This window comes from Autumnicola lenta (genome assembly GCF_031846515.1).
GTDB classification, from domain to species: Bacteria; Bacteroidota; Bacteroidia; order Flavobacteriales; family Flavobacteriaceae; genus Autumnicola; species Autumnicola lenta.
In genome coordinates this window covers 108,784-130,501 of sequence record NZ_JAVRHO010000012.1, presented here as the reverse complement: position 1 = coordinate 130,501, position 21,718 = coordinate 108,784, and the positions used below count along the sequence as shown (strand labels likewise).

Annotated in this window: 19 protein-coding genes and 1 pseudogene; 4 read left to right on the top strand and 16 right to left on the bottom strand. The window is 38.6% G+C overall.

Features of this window, described 5'->3' with window-relative positions; all coding sequences use genetic code 11:
• Positions 1-171: pseudogene (locus RM545_RS10250) on the top strand (transposase); the annotation flags it as partial.
• Between the two features lie 134 nt (positions 172-305).
• On the opposite strand, the gene RM545_RS10245 reads toward RM545_RS10250, so the two are convergent.
• The 6 genes from RM545_RS10245 to RM545_RS10220 all read right to left on the bottom strand — a co-directional run bounded on the left by RM545_RS10245 (position 306) and on the right by RM545_RS10220 (position 6,448).
• Positions 306-1,208, bottom strand: coding sequence for a hypothetical protein (locus tag RM545_RS10245; protein WP_311495230.1), 903 nt, complete (start codon positions 1,206-1,208; stop codon positions 306-308).
• Positions 1,209-1,400: 192 nt separating this feature from the next.
• A complete protein-coding gene (locus RM545_RS10240) occupies positions 1,401-2,333 on the bottom strand; it encodes a retropepsin-like aspartic protease (RefSeq protein ID WP_311495229.1) in 933 nt (310 codons plus the stop codon).
• Positions 2,334-2,488: 155 nt separating this feature from the next.
• Complete coding sequence (locus tag RM545_RS10235) at positions 2,489-3,160, bottom strand: tetratricopeptide repeat protein (protein WP_311495228.1); 672 nt, start codon at positions 3,158-3,160, stop codon at positions 2,489-2,491.
• Positions 3,161-3,173: 13 nt separating this feature from the next.
• Positions 3,174-4,037 carry a hypothetical protein gene (locus RM545_RS10230; protein ID WP_311495227.1) on the bottom strand — a complete coding sequence of 288 codons (864 nt, stop codon included), beginning with the start codon at positions 4,035-4,037 and terminating at the stop codon, positions 3,174-3,176.
• A gap of 122 nt (positions 4,038-4,159) precedes the next feature.
• Positions 4,160-5,197, bottom strand: coding sequence for a serine hydrolase domain-containing protein (locus RM545_RS10225; protein ID WP_311495226.1), 1,038 nt, complete (start codon positions 5,195-5,197; stop codon positions 4,160-4,162).
• 147 nt (positions 5,198-5,344) lie between these two features.
• Positions 5,345-6,448 (bottom strand): RES family NAD+ phosphorylase, encoded by a 1,104-nt coding sequence (locus RM545_RS10220; RefSeq protein ID WP_311495225.1) that lies wholly within the window; start codon positions 6,446-6,448, stop codon positions 5,345-5,347.
• 744 nt (positions 6,449-7,192) lie between these two features.
• On the opposite strand from RM545_RS10220, the gene RM545_RS10215 reads away from it, so the two are divergent.
• On the top strand, positions 7,193-7,525 hold the full coding sequence (locus RM545_RS10215; RefSeq protein WP_311495224.1) for a single-stranded DNA-binding protein: 333 nt from the start codon (positions 7,193-7,195) through the stop codon (positions 7,523-7,525).
• Positions 7,526-7,689: 164 nt separating this feature from the next.
• On the opposite strand, the gene RM545_RS10210 is transcribed toward RM545_RS10215, so the two are convergent.
• The 9 genes from RM545_RS10210 to metG all read right to left on the bottom strand — a co-directional run bounded on the left by RM545_RS10210 (position 7,690) and on the right by metG (position 18,078).
• Positions 7,690-8,307, bottom strand: coding sequence for a DEAD/DEAH box helicase (locus RM545_RS10210; RefSeq protein WP_311495223.1), 618 nt, complete (start codon positions 8,305-8,307; stop codon positions 7,690-7,692).
• 323 nt (positions 8,308-8,630) lie between these two features.
• A complete protein-coding gene (locus RM545_RS10205) occupies positions 8,631-9,245 on the bottom strand; it encodes a hypothetical protein (RefSeq protein WP_311495222.1) in 615 nt (204 codons plus the stop codon).
• 23 nt (positions 9,246-9,268) lie between these two features.
• On the bottom strand, positions 9,269-9,673 hold the full coding sequence (locus RM545_RS10200) for a hypothetical protein (RefSeq protein ID WP_311495221.1): 405 nt from the start codon (positions 9,671-9,673) through the stop codon (positions 9,269-9,271).
• Positions 9,674-9,702: 29 nt separating this feature from the next.
• On the bottom strand, positions 9,703-10,269 hold the full coding sequence (locus tag RM545_RS10195; protein ID WP_311495220.1) for a hypothetical protein: 567 nt from the start codon (positions 10,267-10,269) through the stop codon (positions 9,703-9,705).
• Between the two features lie 28 nt (positions 10,270-10,297).
• Positions 10,298-11,503 carry a vWA domain-containing protein gene (locus RM545_RS10190; protein WP_311495219.1) on the bottom strand — a complete coding sequence of 402 codons (1,206 nt, stop codon included), beginning with the start codon at positions 11,501-11,503 and terminating at the stop codon, positions 10,298-10,300.
• Between the two features lie 274 nt (positions 11,504-11,777).
• Positions 11,778-13,547, bottom strand: a complete 1,770-nt coding sequence (locus RM545_RS10185) for a glycoside hydrolase family 9 protein (RefSeq protein WP_311495218.1) — start codon at positions 13,545-13,547, stop codon at positions 11,778-11,780.
• 164 nt (positions 13,548-13,711) lie between these two features.
• Positions 13,712-14,614, bottom strand: a complete 903-nt coding sequence (locus RM545_RS10180) for a histone deacetylase family protein (protein WP_311495217.1) — start codon at positions 14,612-14,614, stop codon at positions 13,712-13,714.
• Positions 14,615-15,077: 463 nt separating this feature from the next.
• Positions 15,078-15,398 (bottom strand): GIY-YIG nuclease family protein, encoded by a 321-nt coding sequence (locus tag RM545_RS10175; protein WP_311495216.1) that lies wholly within the window; start codon positions 15,396-15,398, stop codon positions 15,078-15,080.
• Between the two features lie 595 nt (positions 15,399-15,993).
• Positions 15,994-18,078 (bottom strand): methionine--tRNA ligase, encoded by a 2,085-nt coding sequence (metG, locus tag RM545_RS10170; protein WP_311495215.1) that lies wholly within the window; start codon positions 18,076-18,078, stop codon positions 15,994-15,996.
• 165 nt (positions 18,079-18,243) lie between these two features.
• Here metG and RM545_RS10165 point away from each other — a divergent pair, with 165 nt between their 5' ends.
• Positions 18,244-18,816 carry a hypothetical protein gene (locus tag RM545_RS10165; protein ID WP_311495214.1) on the top strand — a complete coding sequence of 191 codons (573 nt, stop codon included), beginning with the start codon at positions 18,244-18,246 and terminating at the stop codon, positions 18,814-18,816.
• 61 nt (positions 18,817-18,877) lie between these two features.
• Positions 18,878-19,243, top strand: a complete 366-nt coding sequence (locus tag RM545_RS10160; protein WP_311495213.1) for a YraN family protein — start codon at positions 18,878-18,880, stop codon at positions 19,241-19,243.
• Positions 19,244-19,560: 317 nt separating this feature from the next.
• Here the strand turns inward: RM545_RS10160 and RM545_RS10155 are convergent, their stop codons facing one another.
• Positions 19,561-21,630 (bottom strand): M13 family metallopeptidase, encoded by a 2,070-nt coding sequence (locus tag RM545_RS10155; RefSeq protein ID WP_311495212.1) that lies wholly within the window; start codon positions 21,628-21,630, stop codon positions 19,561-19,563.
• Positions 21,631-21,718 lie beyond the last annotated feature (88 nt).

Below are 21,718 nucleotides of genomic sequence, written 5' to 3'. Positions count from 1 at the left end.
GGTCAGAAAAGAAAAAAACGCAAACACCATCGCCGAAGAGCAGCCATAGAACCCGTTATTGGACACCTAAAATAAGATCACAGAGCGGCCAGAAACTTTCTTAAAGGGCAAATTGGAGATAGTATGAACTTTATGATGGCTGCTGCAGGGTTTAACTTCAGAAAATTGATAGTAAAACTCCAGGAAATTAAATCTTGGCTCTTTATGGAGGCAAAGCTATTAACTTTCATTAGCATTTTCTCCTCAAATTCAATCAGCCAAAATCGAAACATGAAGCTAGAAATCCATTTCTAAAAGGGGACTAATTATTTACTGTAAAACCGCGCCTCTTTTTCATAAGGATTATCCCAATTTCTATCTGGATCCAGAAAATAATAAGATCCTGAAGCGATCAGATAATTAAAATCTGTATAAAATATTCGGTTGTAGTGCTTCCAAAATCGACTTTCCTTAGAAAGGGCTTTTACTGGTTTATCTAAATAACTATTGAAACCTGAAAACTGTCCATATTGATAAACATGTATAATTTCATGGGCTAATGAATTTTCGCCAAATTCATTAGCCAAAATTAATATTGAATTTGACCAGGTTGTTTGCCCGTAAATCACCGCATAACCGGAATCTCTAACATCAATATGATCTGTGGTGAAAACGGGAAATCCTGTTTTTAATGTTCTTTGCAAATTAAATTCTCCGTAAAAGGCATTTTCTATAGTTCCTATTAACGCAAAAGGCATTATGCGATACCGCACTTTGAAATTTTCTTTGGTATTAAATTCAATTCTGTTAAAACCTATATTAAGATGCCATTCCTCACCAAAGCTGCGATTTGCCGCTCCGTTTTCAATCATAGAAGCACCTGTTGCATTTAGCAAATGTGACGGCCATACATAGGCGTAGTTGTTAGTTATGCCGAATTGCCTAATCAATCGTTTACTTTCAAAAATCATATATCCTCCCAAAGCACCCTGGGAAAAGCCTTTTAGAAAAACCTTATGGAATTTCTGATTCGGCTTCTTATTAATCACAGCGCCTATTCCACCTATAATTGCTCCGGAAGTAATATTGTATAGACCATATTCCAAATCGGAATTTTGGCCTTTTGCAGGCTCTGAAGACGACAGCATGAAAAAGAAAATTAGTAATAAACTGAAATTCCCGGTTGAAGTTTTCACACTTTTTCGTCCTTTCATTTTGGTCTTTAACATTACTTCATGGCCTTTTAAATATTTCTGTTCGTTTTTCTGCCGGATAAGCTTGCAATTAATGTTGAATACATGAAACCAGATTGGCAAATGTGGAGTAGGGGACGCAAACCTGCCAGTTTACTGAACTTTTAACCGAACCTCAAAAATGGCAATTTTCGGCATTTAGACTATTATTCCGTGAAGGTGACAATCTCAGGCTTCTTTATTTTCTATCAACTTTATTTTTTTATTCTTCCAGTTGAGAATAACACGATAATTTCTAAAAAAATCCAGACCAAAACTCTTACCTAAATATTGCTCTGAATACACCCTTTGATTTTTTAGAGTAAAATTTCCAAATTCTATTTCATTAATTATTCCGGTATAAGATTGTCTTGTTGTACTTTGGTTCCCATAAATTCCAGTAACACCTTCCGTTTCAGATTCTGTGAAATCTGAAATTTTACCATTTTCTGTTTGCTTTTGAAATTCAGAAAACGGTACAACGATATCTCCATTATACCCTAAATCAACAAGAAAATTCCAAACTTTTTTTCCGTTTATTTCAGCGGCGATAGAAGGTAATCCTGCAACACCAATAAATAGCTTATTTTCAATTACTTCTTCAGGTAAGCTTAATTTGGATTCATTATCTGTTATGGTAATTTGTTTCTGCTTAAAATCGATATCCCAGATAGCGTGTTGCATTAAATTTGTACCAATAAATCCGTCAACATTCAAAGAAGACCACATTGGTGTAGCGTTAAAATCATTTATTAAGGCTGTTGTTCCAACAAAATCTATCGTTCCAATCTTTATGGTTTCTATTCTTGTATATTTATTTTGCTGTGGTGTATTATAAACATCATAAGCATTTACAGAATCTATAACTTTCATATTTAAACTTTCAGCAAGTTCTTTTGATACAAGAGTGGGTGATCCTGTGTCTAAGAGAAATTTATAAGTCTTATTTTTTATTTCTACGGGTAAAATTATCCATCCCTTGTTCACTTCGAAAGGAAAAGTAACTTTATAGTTTTCCTGGTTTGTTTTTCCTTCTTTAAGGTATTTAGCGGCTTTACTAAGTGAACAGCTATTTATAAGAATAAGGGTTATCAAATAAATTAATACTTTGGCTATTTTCATTTTTTTAATTTTGTTAATGCAATTTAAGCGCTTGTGCGCAATGATTTTAATTACTGCAAGTTGCGGGAGTAGGGGACACAAACCTGCCTGTTTACCGGATTTTTAACCGATGCTTAAAAATGGCAATTTTTGGCTTATAAATAACAAATGACAAATTAGTTGTTAATTATAAGCGGCAAAGCATAGCCTCCGCCGAATAGTTCCACTTTCCGGTTTTGATAAGTTGCAGGTTTATATTCGGTCATCGTGTGGAGGATTTCCAGAAGTTTCTGTTTTTGGTCCGGACTAATTTTTCCTCCGACTTTTGTTTTTAAGTTTCCCCCGATATCAACGTTCAGGGTAATTATGACCTTTTCTTTTATACGTTTCAGTTCTTTGGACTTTTTTATTTCGGACTTTAAAAGTTCTATGAAATCGGGATTGATCTCCTTTTTGTTCAGAATCACTTCTTCAAACTGTCCCTCGTGTTCAAATTTGAACGATTCATCCACGTGCCACTGAAACATCTTTTCTGAGTATTCCAGTTTGCCGCAATACTGCATGATGACATCATACGAATCTATATCTCCACGTGAATAGGCTTTCTGAAATAAACTGCAGGCTTTGGTATTGTCGCCAAGATTCAGATAAGTTGCTCCTAAATTAAACAAGGCATCTCTCTTTGTGGAGTCGATTTTAATGATCGATGCGTATTTTTCTTTAGCAGTCTGAAAGTCCGAAGCGCTAAAGGCCGTATTTCCTTCAGCCATTAAACTGTCGATTTCGTTTTCCTGTGCTAAAACTGAATTGATAAAAATCAGGATAAAGATTAGAAGAAGGTTTTTCATGTTGGTTTGCAGCTTAATCTTCCCACTTCGTTTTAAGCACAGTTCCCACCGGATAATCTTTTGTACTAAATTTGTACATATAGGATTTTGCAACAGTTTTTTCTTTAAAAACTGAATCTGGTTCAATAAAGAATTCACTGTTCTGAGTCCGGAAAATCAAACTCTTATTTACGCCATCCACTTCTCCTTTATTAATGGTAATTAGCCAATGTTCACCTTCGTCTTCTAATTCGGGAACCTTCTCAGTATTTGTGATCTCTGCAGCAATTGGTTGTTTAAGGAACGCTCCCCGATATTTTGGAGGGATTTTGTCTAAATCAAGGCTGGAAGTCGCCGAATCTTTTTCTACTGCCTCATTCACCAGGTACCAGCCGTGTTCCTCAGGCTCATCACCAGAATTGTAATAATAAGCAAAATTTTCATAATCACTTTCTTCGTCTTCAAACCCATAGAATGAAGTGGATTGCTCAGAAAGTAAATATTCATTATTGTTCCATTCTAAAATCTGAAAAATTGTTTTGGTTTTTAAACTGTCCGGTCCATATTGTAATTCCCTAATCTCTGGATTTGACATAGGAGATTCTTCAGTGTAAACGGTAATTGTTACAGTCTCAGGTTTGAGTTTCAGCTGAGTTTGATCTTTGGAATAAGAACCTGCAAATTTCCTTATTTCTCCACCTCCGAAACAACTGAACATGCTGGTTTTTAAAACAAATTTGTTGTTGGATAGTAATGCCAGTTCTAAACCCATATTAAATCCGTCAGCTTTAAAGAAAGTGGTATCAATATTTCTACTGGAAGTTTCTTGCTTATTTCCTTTCTGTTCAGAACAGCTAAGGAGTAATAGAAGCGTTATTAATGGAAGAAGGGTTTTCATATTAATACGTAGTAAGATAGTTGCGGAGGTTAGGAATACGAATTTTGTCGGTTAACCTTTTCTTTCGAGGAAACCAAAATACAATTTCTAGGCAAAACCGAGTATTTGCGATACGCGTTCTTCTAACTGTTCCTATCCCTGAGAATTTTTATAATGCGGTTATACATAATTTCCGATAAGCCCCAGTTGTATCCTTCAAAATTAGTGGTGTTTGTGAATTGAATAACTACCGTATCGATATCTTTGTGATATTTAGCGATACTTTGATAACCGGGAATAAGCCCCGTATGATTATATTCGTAAATAGAAGAATAGATCTCCTGTTCCTCACCTTCAAAAAGAGAACCGTCATTTAATGCTCTCAAAAATATTCCTACATCTTCTGCCGTTGCCAACATAGATCCATAGTCCGTTGTTTTTATATCTTCTTCGACACCTACATAATACCCGCTCATTAGCCTTTTAAAATCGACATCATGAATGGAAGCAAAGGTGTTTTTCAGTCCAAGTGGATTCAGGATTTTGGCTTTAATGTATTCAAATTTTCTTGCGCCTGTCACCTTTTCTATAAGATTTGAAATTAACACATAGTTGGTGTTGGAATATTCATATTCTTCACCAGGCTCGAAATTGGCAGGTAAATTAAAGATCCTTTCAAGAGCTTCCTGATTATTTTCTGGCGGATTAGTCCAGAAATTTGGCGTATCGGTAAAATTGGGAATACCGCTCCTATGCGTGATCAACATTCTTAAGGTTATCTCATCGGCATTTTCTATTTTTTCTACCAGTTCAGGAAAATAAGTGGAAAGTGTTTTCTCCAGAGATAACTGTCCGGAATCTACTAACTTAGCTACTGCAACAGCAGTATAAAGTTTATCAATACTAGCAATTTTAAACAACAGATCAGGATCGGCAGGAATTTTATTTTCTCTGTTGTTATACCCGGCAGTATAAAATGCAGGTTTTGCATCTTTCTCATCTACAAAAACGATAATTCCATCAAATCCATAGCCGGTCGCTTTGTTTACCTGTTCTTGAATTGTTTTAGGTAAGGGTGAAATCCAGGCACGAACCATAATCCAGGGAACAAAGTACAGCGAGATTATTGTTCCAATAAACAAAACTGCTCTTAGTGTCCAGGTTCTTTGTTTTTTTCTCATAGGATCTCAGCACACGGTCTTGTTAATATAGTTTGCAGGGGTAGGGATGCGGACTTGTCGGATTTGTTGTTTTTTTTCCTGGTTTCTAAAATTACAAATTTTCTACTTTACCCATTATGTGCGATGAACCGATGTTGGCGATAGTAATCACAGCATTTCATTTTCTTCTGGAATAGGACCAAATCCATTATGAGCAGCCGGACCAAATGTTGTGTCGTAATAAACCTGATTAATCAGTACTTTATTTATACATTCTACGGTGAGAATTTTGTTTTTTATTGGTCTTCCAAACAATGCTAAATTTGGAATCACTTGTGATTTCGCATATTCTTTTAACTTCTCATATCTCCTAATGGAAATCCCATAAATTGTTTCAAATGGCACCAGTCCATTACTTACAAAACTGAAATAAGAAGGGTAAATAATTCCATCATAATTTTTTTTAAAAGCAGCTTTAGAAATCTCTCTGCAAATTTTGTAAGAATGTTTTCCTGCTAAAAAAAGAAAATGAATTGCTAAATCTAAACTATCAAACTCGGTTACACCTTCTTCTTCCTCTATAAGTTCTGTGAGATCTAAAAGTTTTAAATTTTTTTCAGGTCGAAGTTTTCCAACGTATATATTGTCTTCTACAGTAGTTCTACATTCGTGAATGCAAATTTGCAAATCTTGAGAACCATATAATAATGGTAAATTTTCATCGTCTAGTCTGCCGTTTCCAATAAATTCGTCTGGTGGAGAATCATACTCATTAGGATCTTCTGGGTTTTCCGGATTTAATCTCAATCTGTAAAAGCTTTCTCCTGTTGTAATTTGCTTTGTTGGATATAAATCAAAAACTTTTTCAATTATTTTTGATCTTTTATCTGATTGTAAATCTTTTAAAGGTTCTATTTCACCAAACATCCAGAACCTAGGAGCATAGTAAAAAAGTCCAATTTCTCCGGCACTTTCTATTAATTTTGCATCTTTTTCTAGATGTTCTGATAACTCAACACTTTTTTTTCTATTACTTTTGTGTTCATTCATTTGAATTATAGGAAACCCTCCATAATCAAATTTCTCAATTGTACCGCGAACAAAAAATATATAGCAAAGTTTTCTAACTAATTCTTTTGTTAACTTTTTTCCTTTATTTGAAAGACAATTGACGCATTTTTTATTATTATTATTAATTCCAATTCTCTCTGCATCTAATTGTAAACCTTCATCTTTAAAACATCTGGAACAAATTGAAAATTGATCTGTCATTTTCTGTTACAATCTTGATGATTATTATCGCCAACGTTTTATATAAAAACTGTGCGCGGGCGAGCTTGATTTTCCGCAGGAAAATCCGCTGAGCAAGCACGACAGCATTTCGATTTGACACAGGCTTTAGCATTGTTTTTATATTTTGTTGTGAGGCGTCTTTTTAATTATCCGCAAGCCAAAACATCCAAATTTACCGAAAAAAAGCGCCAATTGCGTTTGAGTGAGGATTCTAACCAGTAGCTTTTTTTACTTCCCGCAAAACCTGGCAACTACCAATAAGCTAAAATTTGCAGATTTTCGTCCGTCGCAAAGAAGTCTTAAAAATGGCAATTATCGACCTTTATTAAACTGATTGGCTCCGTTTCAAAGTCCGATTACAGACCAAACCTTTTAAATCAAAATAGCCGAAAATTCGATTTTTGCCCCCTACTCTGCCCTTGATGCCTCACAACAAATTAATAAATCCACCTGTCCATTAATAGCTTTATTAGCTCCTCCACAAATCTACTAAAATTCAGGATCTTCTTGAGAGGATAAAGATTTCCGCCTTCTTTTAAGAAAAAAGCTTTTAAATCAGCACACTTCTTCGTGGGAGTCTGAACCTATCATCCGCTTTTAAACGTTTGCAAACGGATGTAAACGTAAGCAAATAATTGACAACCGATTAACACTAACCTCCTGCAGTATGTTTGTCCTGTTGAAATGAACTAATGATTTTCAGCTGCAATAAATTCTATAGTTATGAGCACTTTAAGAAACAAAGTACAGTTAATTGGTCACGTAGGTAATGATCCTGAAATCGTAAATCTTGAATCAGGAAAAAAGCTGGCGAAATTTTCTATCGCCACAAATGAGAGTTATAAAAATTCCAAAGGAGAAAAAATAACAGATACGCAATGGCATAATATTGTTGCCTGGGGCAAAACCGCTGAATTAATCGAGAGTTATGTTCCCAAAGGTAAAGAGGTGGGGATCGAAGGGAAACTTACCAGCAGGAGTTATGAGGATAAAGAAGGCATAAAACGCTATGTAACTGAAGTGATTTGTAATGAAATTCTGTTGATGGGAAAGTAGACGGCGTAGTACCAGGAGTTCTGTAAAGGTTCTGAAAAGCTTCAGAAGCAAAGATTCGATTTAAAGGTGGTTTAGGTTTCTTGTGCAGAAAATAAACCACCTTTATGTCGTCCGAAAAAATGGTCTGCTCTAAAACCTGGAAAAGCTTACGGAAAAATCCGCAGCTATTTTGCCGTGCGTACCACGTCAGAATGTGACATAAAGGAGTCTTTCAGCCGTTCTATCTTGGAATTGAATTCCGAAGCAAAAACGAGATACTGGCATTTGGTAATATGTGGCGGAATCCGGATCAGGTCGTTAAAATCCCTGCTGTTAAGAAGGAATTCGGCATCTTCCACAATAAACAACTTTAACTGACTCACATTTATTCCGGTGATCTTAAAAAGCTTGAAAAGCTTGTTTGGAGTGGCGATCACCACGTCTACACCTTCATAAATGGAAACTTTTTGCTGTTCTATATCAGGTTCGTCATAAGCGCTAAAAACCCTTACATCCATATACCTGGTAAACTCGTTGAATTTTTCTTCCAGTTCTAAAGCAGCCTGTTTATTCTTTACAAAAATCAGGGCCCGCGGAGCATCTTCAAAAGCTTTACTTTCCAGGATTTGCAAGGTGCTGATTACAATGGCCGTCGATTTTCCGCTACCTTCGGGAGCGATTGCAAAAAGATTTTTTCCGCTTTTGATCTTCGGGATTAATTTCTTCTGAAAAGGCAGGAGACTTTCATATCCCAGCCTGTCAAGTGCTTCTTTAAGGGGGGTATTTAATTTTTTAAACGACATAGAGTTTATTTTAGCGCTACCATATTTTCAAATCTTCAAAAATAGAATTTAAAAGATTCGGAAGTTTACAAAGATAGCTTTCCCAAAATTTAAAGTGCTATAAACCTATTATTGCTTTTAGAAAATTTGATCAATAGCTAGACCATTAAATGTTTTACCTATTGAACGAATTGCTGCTCTGTGATGAGGTATATTCTACCGGGGTTGTGGTTTTTCACTAAAATCTGATTTAAAAAAACCAGGTCCCCGCCGCCACTCCATGGTCTCTGAAAGATCCCGGCGAAAATCTCCTCTTTAAAGGGAACTAAGATTCGACCGCGGTACTAGTTAATTTTATATTTAATCCCTAATTGCAATAAGATGTTTATATCCTCTCCGGCAATTTGCCATTTGTCACTTGCCCGAAGGGAGCCTACGGGATCAGTCCAAAATAATGTCGGTTCTATTTGCAGGGCTAAATCTTCAGTCAGTTTAGAACTGATAATTCCCGAAAAATTTACGCTCATATAATTGCTTGTGATTCCCGGAGATAGTATGTTTAAATTCTGTCTAAATTCCTGATGTGTATATCCAAATCCAAAGTTGTACCCAAAATTCCAGGTGTTATCCTCCTTGAGATGCTCTAACAAAATCATAGAAGTTAAGGAAGTAACGTCGCCATCTATTGGCTCATTATTATTTTTCCAATTTCTTCCTTCAATTCCGGCGTTTAAATACTGAAATTTTAGTTTAAGACCAAAATAAGATTCTGTGTTTGAATATTTTAAATCAAGGTAGGAACTAAACGGTAGCGAGTAATTAATATCAACACTACTATCAAAGTTTTCATACGTATATGCAGATCCGGTTCCCAGTCCGAACCCCACTTCTAAATTTTGTGATCTTCCTTCAAGAGTTCCAATAAGAGAAATAAAGGCAATCAATATAATTTTTTTCATAGCTACTTTTAGCGTGTATTACTTTATAGAAATCGGTAACGTATGCCAAAACTTCCTCTAAGTATATCAGAATCCAGTAGTATAGGTGCAGCTTCAATATGAAAACCGAATTTCTTCTCATTAAAAGGATATAAGTTAAGCCCAAAGGGTGCTACCAATCCACCGTAACCATTATACCTGAAACCCAGACCTCCATAAAAATCATAATCTTCCCTTTTAATAAACTTATAGGTAAGTACAGCTTCTACGGAGAGATTATCAATAAACTGATCTGTACCCAGTCTTACCTCTGGGGTAAGGCGGTTGCTAATATCGTAGCCTACCCCGATAAATGGAAGGTTTGATTGATGGTAGCTAATATTTAACTGGCTATAAGAATTTGAAATAAATAAAATGGAAGAAGCTAAAAAAAGTAATTTTTTATACATGCTTTTTGGATTGTTGAATTAATGTATTTTTATTCTACGCTAAACTGAAACCTGTCACTGTCCTGGTTTGCAAAGTTTGTGTTGATTAGGATCTGGTTGTAATTTTCGCCCTCCAAATAAACTGAAAGTGGATTAGGAAGATAAGACGATCCTAAAAAATAATCCCCTTTTTCTTTCAGGACTATTCCAAAATCACTTTGGATCTGGCCGTTTACTTCTGTAGTATTTACGTCTATAGAATATTGATAGGTAACCGTTCCGGTAATTGGAAAAATTTCATCCTCAGAAAGTATAATAGGAATAGGCTGATCAAAGCCATTTTCCAGGTATAGGTTTAATCCTAAATAGGCGTTCTGATTAATTCCCCTCAATTCAAGGAGGTCAATTTCTTCACCGTCTTCATCAAATAAAGTATTGGGGATGATTGTTTTTACCCAAAGGGTGTCATTTTGATTAAAAACATTGCCATCGTTTTGAATTTCAATTAACCCGGGAGCATCAAATTCAAAATTTTCATAATCGTGATCATCTTCGGGTGGGCAGCACATGCCGGCGCATAAAAAGACCAGGGAGGTAATGAATGTAGTAATTTTCATTTCTATTTATTTGATGAGATTTAGCATATTATTCAGAATATTGTGTAATCAATCTTACTAGCAATTCGTTTAAAAATTCTACTTCATATTCACCTATAGAAGGCTCGATATGGTCATTCCCTATTCCACTGTGATCTGTTATAAACACATAAGTACTATTGGTGGCCATTGAAAAATAGCGCATAAGGAATTCAGTTTCTTTATCTATTCCGCTTGCCGTAATAGGTATAAGCTTTATTCCTTTTTCAGCGGCTTGTTTTATCGAATTCTGAATGTCAGAAATAACTTCTTGATTATGATGTGGCGGGGCATCTAATATTAGAAATGCTAAACGTGTGCGTGCGTTAGATGACCACTGTAAGTTATTAATTGTTGTATTGAGGGCTGTGTGGACTGCTTCAGGAAAATCACCGCCTCCGCCAGCAGATTGATTATTAATGAAATTTAAAGTGGTATTTATATCAGCTGTAAAATTTGAATGCCTTACAACATAATCGTCTTCTACATCTCGGTAAAAGACCGATGAAGTTAATATGTCAAGACTGGAATTTAAATTTTCTACTTTTTGAATAATGTTCTTCAAGTCATCTTTTAGGAATTCTAACTCGTCTGACATAGAACCGGTGGCATCTACAATAAATGCTATTTCAACATTGTCTGGAGCTACACTTGTATTTTTTATTTGAACCTCATTTATACCCTGATTGAAATCTTTTAAATTGATGCTGAGTTTCTCTCCATCCACCCAAAGCGAATAATTTTCCAGGTCTGAATTAGTGGATCTTTCAAAAGGATTTATCCAAAGTTCAGCATTTCCTTTATTATCTGATTTAGCAGACCATATTGTTGTACCCTCATCGGTTTTTAAAGCCACAACTGCATCTATGGCAGGCATTCCGCTTATATCTTTTACAGAAACGGAAATCCTGTTATTAAGATAAAAGTTCCAGTGGTATAATTTATCAGCAAATTCCTGGTTGTTTTTTAGATCTGTCCAGTAATTCCAGTTTGCAAGGTCATTCCATTCTCCGGCAGTTATTTGCCCCGAAGAATCAGGATCGTCAGTGCCGTTATTGGGGTTTTCAGCGGAAGGCTCTCCGCTATCCGAATCTCCGCTATAGGAATTCCTCAGCGCATCTCCTGAACCTTCGGTTGCTTCACTTAGAGAGTCTTCACTGCATCCAATAGTAAAGAAGAGCAATAATAGTAAGCATACTTTAGTAATTTTTTCCATTTTGGGTGAATTTAGTAGTTCCTACTTTAATTAGATGCGAAAAGTCACAAAGGTTGCGTTAATAAGTGAAGTAATATGATATTAATTAAAAAAGCACGGTGCTGCTATTTAAAAATATTTGGCGAGATCTGGATTAAATGGCTATAATCCCTACTGTTCTGAAGGAATCTTTCACAATATATAATTCTACCTGAATCAAATTTAAGATTGAATCTCCAAGATTTTCAATAGATGGTTGGAAGTAGCGATCACTCTCTTTCTCCCAAAACTGCAACTACCTTATTGCCTCTATCGCATTGGCGAGATATACAAAAGGCGCATTCCAGTTGATCGCGATCTCATTACTGGCATAACTGCAGCGGTCATCGATATACGAAGTCGCCGGATGCTGGTGAGCAGCTGTGTATTTATCTCCACAACCGGCTATATCCTGTTGCCCGGGATTTGGTCCGCCGGCAAGAAGTCCCGGGACTGGGTCGTCGATATCATCAGATTCAGAAGGCCTGTGGTGCGGATCTTTCGTTGGCTTCTCTCCATAACCGGTCAAAAAGGAATAGCCCGTGGCATTCCTTCCCAGCAAATAATCCAGGTTATCATTTGCAGCATTCAGATATTTATCGTCGCCGGTGATTTTGTAAACATTTAAAAGAAGTATACCCTGATTTCCGGCTTCTGAATTGCTGCCCCATGCAAAGTCTGATTCCTTAATTCCCATAGGGATTGCATAAGCTGAAGTTTTTGAAGATGCGACCAGATCATCGGCCATTTTCCTAAGCTGGTCTGTTATTGCATCTATATTTACAACTTCGCTATCCTGAAATTTGTCCCTGTGCCTGGCAAGAGAATAGAGGGCAAGCGTGTTTACATTTGGCCATGCGGGAATCCCGAACTCAGCTTCCAGTGAATTTTCAATGTCCGCGTCTTTGTAGTACTCCTCGTTCCCGGTGGTGATAAAAAGTTCTGTTGCGGCCCATTGCAGTTCATCTTTAAAATTTCGGTCCCCGTAGGCGCCGGTGCTTACTTCCGGATCTTGTAATTCTCTCTGGCGGTAGGTTACCTCAGGGTTTTCTTTGGCCCAGCTATAAGCGTTTTCACTCATTACCAACAGCGAATCTGCCAATCCCGGCAATTCATTTTTATAGTCGCTGAATATTCTTGCTGCCTGCGCAGTTACTGCTGCAAAATCTAACGTTGCCGCTGTTCCTTTTTGTACCGCCCAACGCTGCAAAGTGGCATCTTTTGGCGCAACCGCACCGTGAAAGTTTGCGCTGGTAAGTTTGTGATAAACGCCGCCATCTTTGTCCTGCATCGTCATCATCCATCGTAAATTGTACAGTGCTTCATCAAGAAAATCAGGAATGTTGTTTGTGCTCTCGGGAATATTCAAATTCAGGGTATCGAGGTATTCCGGAAAATCCTCATACAGCGAAAACAGCGTTCCCATGGTGATTCCGCTGTTTACGATATATTTTCCGTAATCACCGGCATCATACCAGCCACCGGGGCTGGAAATGGTAGATCCCGCAGGGCGATTCTCTGACGCAGCCGAATTGTGGATTTTTACCTGATTGTCGGGATGTCCTGCTTCCCTTGCCCATTTTCCGGCGTAGGCTTCGGGTAAATCTGTGGAAGCTCTCTGAAAATAAAACGCTTTCATACTTGCCTTTGCCGGCTCAAAATGTACATTTTCGGAAATTTCAAAAGGATGGCTGTTGCCAATTCCCGGTACGTGCAAAACATATTCTCCCGACTCTTCTACGGAAGAAAAATCAGCTTGTTTCACGGTTTCTTTACTGTGCGGCCATTCTTCAGCCTCACTGAGTTTTCCTGAAAAAACTTCTTTTTTATCATCTGCCGTAAGTATTGTGAAGTCGGTGGCTTCTGTAGTGACGATAATTGCCATTTTAGGGCCTTCAGGATAAAACCCTATTTGATTAACGCGGATCTTTTCTGAACCTGGATTTTCTTCATTTGACTGTGCAAAAGCTGAAAAATTTAGAAAAAAGCATAAAAATGGAATCAGAAATGTAGTGGAAGGCCTCATAAATGTATATTTTAGGCATAAATATAAGTATAAATTGAAATATTCATGCTTAGTTTGCTGTTCCTGGAGCAATTTTCTGCGTCCGTTAATGTTTTCTTTTGGAATTTCAACAATTTCAAGGTGATCTGGGGTTTTAGAGGGGCATCTTTATAGAAGAAATTCAGCTAAAAATAGATTTCCCTAGCCAGTCTGTAGGTGTTGGCGTGAGCGTCGATAATAGTTTTGATGTCAGGCGAATATCCGCCGCCCATGCTGCATTGTACCGGAATAGAAAGCTCGTGGCAAAGCTGAAGCACGAACCTGTCGCGTTCCTTACAACCCGCGACGCTGCAGGAAAGTTTGCCAAGTTTGTCGGTTTCCAGGATATCCACCCCGCTGAGGTAAAAGATAAAATCCGGATTAACATTTTCAATGAGATCCGGAAGTGTTTCTTTTAGAAGCTGAAGATATTCCCGGTCTCCCGAGCCGTCGGGAACTTCGATATCGAGATCTGATTTCTCTTTTTTAAACGGATAATTGCCTTTGCCGTGCATAGAAAAAGTAAAAACCGAAGCGTCATTTTGAAAAATTTCAGCAGTACCGTTGCCCTGGTGTACGTCCAGGTCTACAATCAGAATTTTTTCAGCTAATTTTTGCTTCTGAAGATAACGTGCCGCTATCGCCTGGTCATTTAACAGGCAAAAAGCCTCGCCACGATTGGAGTAGGCATGATGCGTACCACCGGCAATGTTAAAAGAAATTCCGTGCTCTAATGAAAAGTGGCAACATTTCATCGTGCCGTCGGCAATAATAATTTCCCTCTCGTATAATGCTTTTGAAAGCGGAAATCCCGTCTTCCTAACCTCCCGTTCACTTAGTTCCTGGTTTTTTAAACGGGAATAATAATCTGCATTATGCACAGCGAGGATATGCTCATCCTCCGGAATTTCAGGCTCAAAAAAGTTTTCTTCGCTGCAGGTCCCTTCCAGTAACAATTGCTGTGGCAAAAGCTCATATTTCTCCATCGGAAACCGGTGACCTTCAGGCAAAGGATGTTTGTAGATGGGATGGTAAGCGATTTTGAGCATTTTATTTAATCAGGATCGGCAAAGTTAGGAATGTTTTTTGGGTTTTTGATAGTTTAGGGGCGGACTCGGTTTTGTCAGTTCGAGCGAAGTCGAGAACGGTGTTGGTAGTAAGATCCTGCTTCTCACCAACCCCTCGACTCCGCTCGGGGGGACAGCCGTTTTCAGTCTGATTTTATTTTTCACGTTTTCTTTCTCTTCAGAGTGTCAGTTCGAGCGGAGTCGAGAACGGTGTTAGTACCTAGATCCTGCTGCTAACCAACCCCTCGACTTCGCTCGGGGAGACAGTCGTTTTCCAGACTGCTTTTCTTCTTTTTTGAATTTCTCTTTCGCCGTTGAAGTGTCAGTTCGAGCGGAGTCGAGAACGGTGCTTGTACCTAGATACTGCTTCTCACCAACCCCTCGATTTCGCTCGGGGTGACACGTAATGGTAACTGTTGTGGTGTGGCAGCAGCAGAGTCGAGAACTATTCATTCTCAGAGCTATTTCTGTAATGACTTGCATTCCTGCACTCCGCGAGAATTTGTAACAAATCATAATCGCCATTTGCAAGGGCTCTTTTCTTTTGAGCACTCCATTTTTTCATCTTTTTCTCGAAATAAATAGCCTGATTTACATCATTAAATTCTTGATGGAAAATAAGTTCAACCGGTCTTCTGCTGTAGGTGAAACTATTCTCATTTTTATCCGAATTATGTTCTGCCAGTCTGCGTGAGATGTTGTTGGTTATTCCTGTGTAAAGCAGATTATCTTTACACTCTAAGATATAGACATAGTACAATTTCATAATGAAGAATGTTAATTGTTTCTAACAACCCCTCGACTTCGCTCGGGGGGACAATCGTTTCAATTTTCTTTTAAGTACTTATTCCTGCTTTCAGACTCACCCCTCGAATACGCTCGGGGGAAAATCATTGGAGTAGTTCGAGCGCTCTCAGCTGTCCGTTCGAGCGGAGTCGAGAACCCGTTGTGCTATTTTTGACAAAAGAATGTTTACTGCTTCTAACCCACCCCTCGACTTCGCTCGGGGAGACAAGTGGTTTTCAGTCTGATTTTATTTTTTCACATTTTCTTTCTCTACAGAGTGTCAGTTCGAACGGAGTCGAGAACCCGTTGTGCTATTTTTGACAAAAGAATGTTTACTGCTTCTAACCCACCCCTCGACTTCGCTCGGGGTGACAAGTGTTTTTCAGTCTGATTTTATTTTTTCACGTTTTCTTTCTATTCAGAGTGTCAGTTCGAGCGGAGTCGAGAACCCGTTGTGCTATCCACAAAAGAATGTTCACTGCTTCTAATCAACCCCTCGACTTCGCTCGGGGGGACATCGTTGGAATACTTAGAGAACTCCAGCTAGTCAGTTCGAGCGAAGTCGAGAACAGTAGCTAATTTATCGTCGTTCCATTCTCAACCCCATCTTCATCAGGATTTACAAAGACCAACTTTCCTTCAGCGTTTTCTGTCATTAAGATCATGCCTTCGCTTTCTACTCCGCGTAATTTTCTTGGGGCGAGGTTGGCGAGGACGGTAACTTTTTTGCCGATGATATCTTCAGGTTTAAAATGCTCTGCAATACCCGAAACTACAGTTCTTTTATCAAGACCTGTGTCGACTTTCAACACCAGTAATTTTTTAGTTTTTGGCATTTTATGAGCTTCGATAATGGTCCCAACTCTCAGGTCCATCTTCGTGAAATCATCGAAATTTGCAGTTTCCTTCTGAGGCTCCACTTTCTGATTTTCAGCTGCGTTGGCGGTTTTTGTAGCTTCCAGTTTTTTCAGTTGTTTTTCGATTTCGGAATCTTCTATTTTACTAAAAAGTAATTCCGCTTTTCCGATTTGATGTCCTGCCGGAAGTAAAGACTTTTTTGTGCCGATTTTATCCCACTGCGCTTCTTCTTCTCCCTGGTGCTCTACGGCATCTGTAATTTTCAGGATTCCTTTCAGTTTAGTTGAAGTAAATGGAAGGAAAGGTTCACTTAAAGTTGCAAGTGCCGATGCAATTTGCAAAGCAACATACATCACGGTTTTCACCCGTTCCTCATCAGTCTTGATCAGTTTCCACGGCTCTTCATCGGCTAGATATTTATTTCCTAAGCGCGCAAGGTTCATCAATTCAGCCTGTGCTTCGCGGAAGCGGTATTTTTCAATAGAACTGGCGATAACTGCCGGATATGCTTTTAATTCAGCAATCGTAGCTTCATCAACTTCAGAATATACATTGGGTTCAGGAACAATTCCGTCATAATATTTATTAGTAAGAACTACAACACGATTTATAAAGTTGCCAAATATCGCCACCAATTCGTTGTTGTTCCTTGCCTGAAAATCTTTCCAGGTAAAATCGTTATCCTTGGTTTCAGGAGCGTTTGCGGTTAAAGCATAGCGCAATACATCCTGCTGATTCGGGAAATCTTCCAAATACTCGTGCAGCCAGACCGCCCAGTTTTTAGAAGTGGAAAGTTTTTTACCTTCCAGGTTCAGGAATTCGTTTGCCGGAACATTATCGGGGAGAATATAGTCTCCGTGCGCCTTCAGCATAGTCGGGAAAATAATACAGTGAAAAACGATATTATCTTTTCCTATGAAATGGACAAGTTTGGTGTTCTCATCCTTCCAGTAAGGTTCCCAATCTTTGCCTTCTCTCGCTGCCCATTCTTTGGTGGAAGAAATATAACCAATTGGGGCATCAAACCAGACATAAAGAACTTTCCCTTCAGCGCCTTCCACAGGCACAGGAATTCCCCAATCCAGGTCACGTGTCACCGCGCGGGCTCTTAAGCCATCATCTATCCACGACTTTACCTGTCCGTAGACATTCGTCTTCCAGTCGGCTTTGTGACCTTCCAGAATCCATTCTTTTAGCCAGTTTTCATATTGATCCAAAGGCAAAAACCAATGTTTTGTTTCTTTTAAAGTAGGAACAGCCCCTGTTATGGCAGATTTAGGGTTAATTAAATCTGTCGCATTTAAGGAAGTTCCGCAGCTCTCACACTGGTCACCATAAGCTTCTTCATTTCCACATTTCGGGCAGGTTCCGGTTACAAAACGATCGGCAAGAAATTGTCCTGCTTTTTCATCATATAGCTGCTTTGTGGTCTCCTCGATAAATTTGCCATTTTCGTACATCGACTTAAAAAAATCTGATGCAGTATCGTGGTGAACTTCAGCAGAAGTCCGCGAATAATTATCGAAAGAGACACCAAAATCTTTAAACGATTTTTTGATAATGGCGTCATATTTATCCACAATATCCTGCGGACTAACGCCTTCTTTTTTTGCCTTTATAGTAATTGGCACCCCGTGCTCATCACTTCCGCATACAAAGGCCACGTCCTGGCCGTGCATCCTAAGGTATCGTGCATAAATATCGGCGGGAACATAAACACCTGCAAGATGGCCTATATGTATAGGTCCGTTGGTGTATGGCAAAGCAGCGGTAATCGTATATCTCTGTGGAGAATTGTTCATTTATTCCTAATCTTTTTTTGAGCTTGTAAAGGTAAGCAACTGCTATATATTACGAGTTAAATTCTTGTAAAAGACCATCATGATGACGGAATTGTTTCTACATTTATGCCACCCTTTAAAAATGGCAATTTTCGTACTTTATACTGCGGAAGTAAATCAGAAAACATGAAAAAAATATTTTTTGTAATAGCTTTTATTGGTCTTTATTCCTGTAATAGCACAAAACAAGCGACTACAGCTACTTCAGACAAATTTGTTGCAGAAAAACTTCTGGATTATGACCTAAAGGAGGTGAAAGAGCGGTTTTCTGATGCTAATATAGAAGAAGGAACCAATTTGTATGATGAGGGAACAGTAGAGCGCTCTTACGCAATACTCTATCCCGGAACTAAAGATGAAATGCACATCACCTGGAATGCGAATAATGAAATATTTGATATTCGCTTTGCCGAAGAAGGGAAATGGCGTTCTGCCTCGGGGGTGAAGGTTGGTACAACCTATAAAGAATTGAACGGGATTAACGGAATTCCGGTTTCTTTCTATGGTTTTGGATGGGATTACAGCGGAGCTGTAGTGTGGAATGGTGGCAAATTGGAAGATACCGATTTAAGGGTCTTTCTGGGTGCGGAAAATGAACCTTCAGATAAATTCTATGGCGATCAGGTAGTAAAGGCTTCGCCGCAGGAGATCGAAAATATGAATTTAAAGGTGCAGGCTGTAGTCCTGAAAAAATCCTGAAAAATTTTCAATTTATTCTAGTTAGCGTTTATGTAGAGAGATCGATTTTAACTTGATTGCTATGGCAAAACACAATTTGCTTGGGAAAAAAGGGGAGGAGTTGGCTGCTGAATTTTTGAAAAAGAACGGTTACATAATTGTAGCCAGAAATTTTGTTTACCAGCAAGCCGAAGTTGATATCATCGCCAGGAAGAGCGATACGCTTATTGCTGTAGAGGTGAAAACCAGGAGTACACCAGACTTTGGTGACCCTCAGGAATTTGTAAAGAAGAAACAGATTCAGCAACTTTTAAAAGCTGTGAATTACTTTGCAGAAGAGCAGGCACTGGACCTGGAAGTCCGTTTTGATGTTATTGCCATTATTAAAAATCAGGCAGGAACTAGAATTGAACATCTAAAAGATGCCTTTTACCACTTTTTGAAGTAGAGAATTGTCACACTGAGCCTGACGAAGTGTGATTGAAGTTGGAAACTGGCTTCGACAGGCTCAGCCGGACTCCGTGACTGACGAACGGCAGTCAACAGTCATTTTATAGTTGCAGTCCCCCTGAGCTTGTCGACGGTGGGTTCAAAGTTGAAAGCATCTCGACTCCGCTCGATGTGACATAGTAATAATAACCAGTTCATTAGGTTTTAAAATTTAGTCTTAATTCTTGTTTCTTTCAGCGAAGCGGTCTTATATCATCAAAAAACGAAAAGAGCCGGAAAAATCCCGGCTCTCGTTAATTAACTGTCTATTGAAAATTACCAGATTTTCACCCGGTTTTCAGGACTTACATACATTTTGTCTCCTTCGGCAATATCAAAGGCTTCATAAAAAGCATCGATATTTTGCAACGGAACATACGCACGGTACATTCCCGGAGAGTGAGGATCTGTTTTAATTCTGTTTCTTAAAGCTTCCTCACGCATTTTTGTGCGCCATACGGTCGCCCAGGACATAAAGAAACGTTGCTCAGGTGTATATCCATCAATTTCCCCAGGGTTTCCATGCTCTTCAAGATGAATTTGTAGTCCGTCGTAAGCAGCATTTACTCCGCCTAAATCCCCAATGTTTTCACCTAAAGTAAATTGACCGTTGATATAAACACTATCGAGAACTTCAATTGCGCTGTATTGATCTGCCAATTCGCTTCCCAGTTCTTCAAATTGCTCAAGGTCTTCATCTGTCCACCAGTTGTTCAGGTTTCCTTCAGCATCAAAACGGGAACCGCTGTCGTCAAAACCATGAGAAATTTCGTGGCCTATTACTGCTCCAATTCCGCCGTAATTTACTGCAGCATCAGCTTTATAATCATAAAAAGGCGGTTGTAAAATGGCAGCCGGGAATACGATCTCGTTGTAACTCGGGTTGTAATAGGCGTTTACAGTTTGCGGTGGCATATACCATTCGCTCTTATCTACGGGCTGTCCAAGTTCTGCAAGGTTTTCTTCAACTCTCCATTTTTGAGCGTTCATTAAGTTCTGGAAATAAGAACCTCCTTCTTCAGGACTTTTAATTTCAAGTCCGCTATAATCTTCCCACTCATCAGGATAGCCTACTTTTACAGTGAAACTCGCTAATTTTTCCAGTGCTTTTTTCTTGGTTTCTTCACTCATCCACGGTAGTTCATTAATCCTGTTTTCATAGGCTTTAATGATATTTCCAATCATTTCCTGAGCTTTTTCTTTAGCTTCTGGCGGGAAATGTTTTTCTACGTAAAGTTTACCCAAAGCTTCTCCAACAGTTCCGTTAACAGTTCCAAGCGCTCTTTCATTACGTGGCCGTTGTTCCTGGGCTCCCTGTAAAGTTTTGTCATAAAACTCCCAGTTCTCGCGCTCAAGCTCAGTAGTTAGCATAGAAGCGGCATCGTTAAAAAGATTCCATTTTAAATATGCTTTCCAATCTTCAACAGAATTTTGAGCAATAATATCCTGAAGTGACTTCATGTACTCCGGCTGGGTAATAATGATTGTGTCCAAATCTTTAGCGCCAATTCCTTCAAAAAATGCCTCCCATTGCATGGCAGGAACAGTATTTTGAAGTTCATTTACCGTCATTGGATTGTAAGTTTTCCTTGCATCACGGCGTTCTACTTTATCAAGCTGGGGTTGTGCAAGACTGGTTTCAAAAGCAAGGATCGTTTCTGCTTCTGCACTAGCTTCCTCTTCAGAATAATCTAAATACTGAAGCATTTCTGCAATGTACTCCTTATATTTTTCCCTCTTCTCCTTGGAATCTGAATCGTCTGCAACATAATAATCCCTGTCTGGCAGTCCCAATCCTGAAGGATTTAGGTAGGCAGCATTCATGTTACTGTTTTTTCTGTCGGCGCTAACGCCAAAGGAGAAAAAACCTGCACTGCCGTACTCACTCATATCCACAAGGAAGTTCTGTAGATCTTCCTTGTTGTTGATGGAATCGATCTTAGCAAGATATGGCTTAATAGGTTCTATCCCCATTTGGTTCCTGGAAACAGTGTCCATAATACTTTTGTAGAGGGAAACCGCTTTCGCCTGATCACTGTCAGGATTTAAAGTGTCGCTGGAAGACGCTGCTTCCAAAATGCTAAGTGCATCATCATCTGTTCTTTGACGAAGCTCATAAAAACTACCCCAGGAAGTTCTGTCTTCCGGAATTTCAGTGGAATCAAGCCACTTTCCGTTTACATATCTAAAAAAGTCGTTTTTTGGGTTTGTAGTAGTATCCATATAGGCAAGATTGATCCCATGTACTTCTTCTTCGGCCTGCGCCGTTCTATCATCATTCTTGCAGCCGGTTAGTACAGCCGAGCCAAGAGCAGAAAATAGTAAAACATTTTTAAGTGTATTCATGTGGTTTTAAAATTTTTTAAAAATTGGATGCTAAAGTAATAAAAACGAATATATCTTTAACAAGGGGTTTTTATGCAGAATTGATGCC

Excerpts from the sequence above, each read along its gene's own strand:
- RM545_RS10245 (WP_311495230.1), bottom strand. The coding sequence starts at position 1,208 with ATGTTAAAGACCAAAATGAAAGGACGAAAAAGTGTGAAAACTTCAACC.
- RM545_RS10240 (WP_311495229.1), bottom strand. The coding sequence starts at position 2,333 with ATGAAAATAGCCAAAGTATTAATTTATTTGATAACCCTTATTCTTATA.
- RM545_RS10235 (WP_311495228.1), bottom strand. The coding sequence starts at position 3,160 with ATGAAAAACCTTCTTCTAATCTTTATCCTGATTTTTATCAATTCAGTT.
- RM545_RS10230 (WP_311495227.1), bottom strand. The coding sequence starts at position 4,037 with ATGAAAACCCTTCTTCCATTAATAACGCTTCTATTACTCCTTAGCTGT.
- RM545_RS10225 (WP_311495226.1), bottom strand. The coding sequence starts at position 5,197 with ATGAGAAAAAAACAAAGAACCTGGACACTAAGAGCAGTTTTGTTTATT.
- RM545_RS10220 (WP_311495225.1), bottom strand. The coding sequence starts at position 6,448 with ATGACAGATCAATTTTCAATTTGTTCCAGATGTTTTAAAGATGAAGGT.
- RM545_RS10215 (WP_311495224.1), top strand. The coding sequence starts at position 7,193 with ATGAGCACTTTAAGAAACAAAGTACAGTTAATTGGTCACGTAGGTAAT.
- RM545_RS10210 (WP_311495223.1), bottom strand. The coding sequence starts at position 8,307 with ATGTCGTTTAAAAAATTAAATACCCCCCTTAAAGAAGCACTTGACAGG.
- RM545_RS10205 (WP_311495222.1), bottom strand. The coding sequence starts at position 9,245 with ATGAAAAAAATTATATTGATTGCCTTTATTTCTCTTATTGGAACTCTT.
- RM545_RS10200 (WP_311495221.1), bottom strand. The coding sequence starts at position 9,673 with ATGTATAAAAAATTACTTTTTTTAGCTTCTTCCATTTTATTTATTTCA.
- RM545_RS10195 (WP_311495220.1), bottom strand. The coding sequence starts at position 10,269 with ATGAAAATTACTACATTCATTACCTCCCTGGTCTTTTTATGCGCCGGC.
- RM545_RS10190 (WP_311495219.1), bottom strand. The coding sequence starts at position 11,503 with ATGGAAAAAATTACTAAAGTATGCTTACTATTATTGCTCTTCTTTACT.
- RM545_RS10185 (WP_311495218.1), bottom strand. The coding sequence starts at position 13,547 with ATGAGGCCTTCCACTACATTTCTGATTCCATTTTTATGCTTTTTTCTA.
- RM545_RS10180 (WP_311495217.1), bottom strand. The coding sequence starts at position 14,614 with ATGCTCAAAATCGCTTACCATCCCATCTACAAACATCCTTTGCCTGAA.
- RM545_RS10175 (WP_311495216.1), bottom strand. The coding sequence starts at position 15,398 with ATGAAATTGTACTATGTCTATATCTTAGAGTGTAAAGATAATCTGCTT.
- metG (WP_311495215.1), bottom strand. The coding sequence starts at position 18,078 with ATGAACAATTCTCCACAGAGATATACGATTACCGCTGCTTTGCCATAC.
- RM545_RS10165 (WP_311495214.1), top strand. The coding sequence starts at position 18,244 with ATGAAAAAAATATTTTTTGTAATAGCTTTTATTGGTCTTTATTCCTGT.
- RM545_RS10160 (WP_311495213.1), top strand. The coding sequence starts at position 18,878 with ATGGCAAAACACAATTTGCTTGGGAAAAAAGGGGAGGAGTTGGCTGCT.
- RM545_RS10155 (WP_311495212.1), bottom strand. The coding sequence starts at position 21,630 with ATGAATACACTTAAAAATGTTTTACTATTTTCTGCTCTTGGCTCGGCT.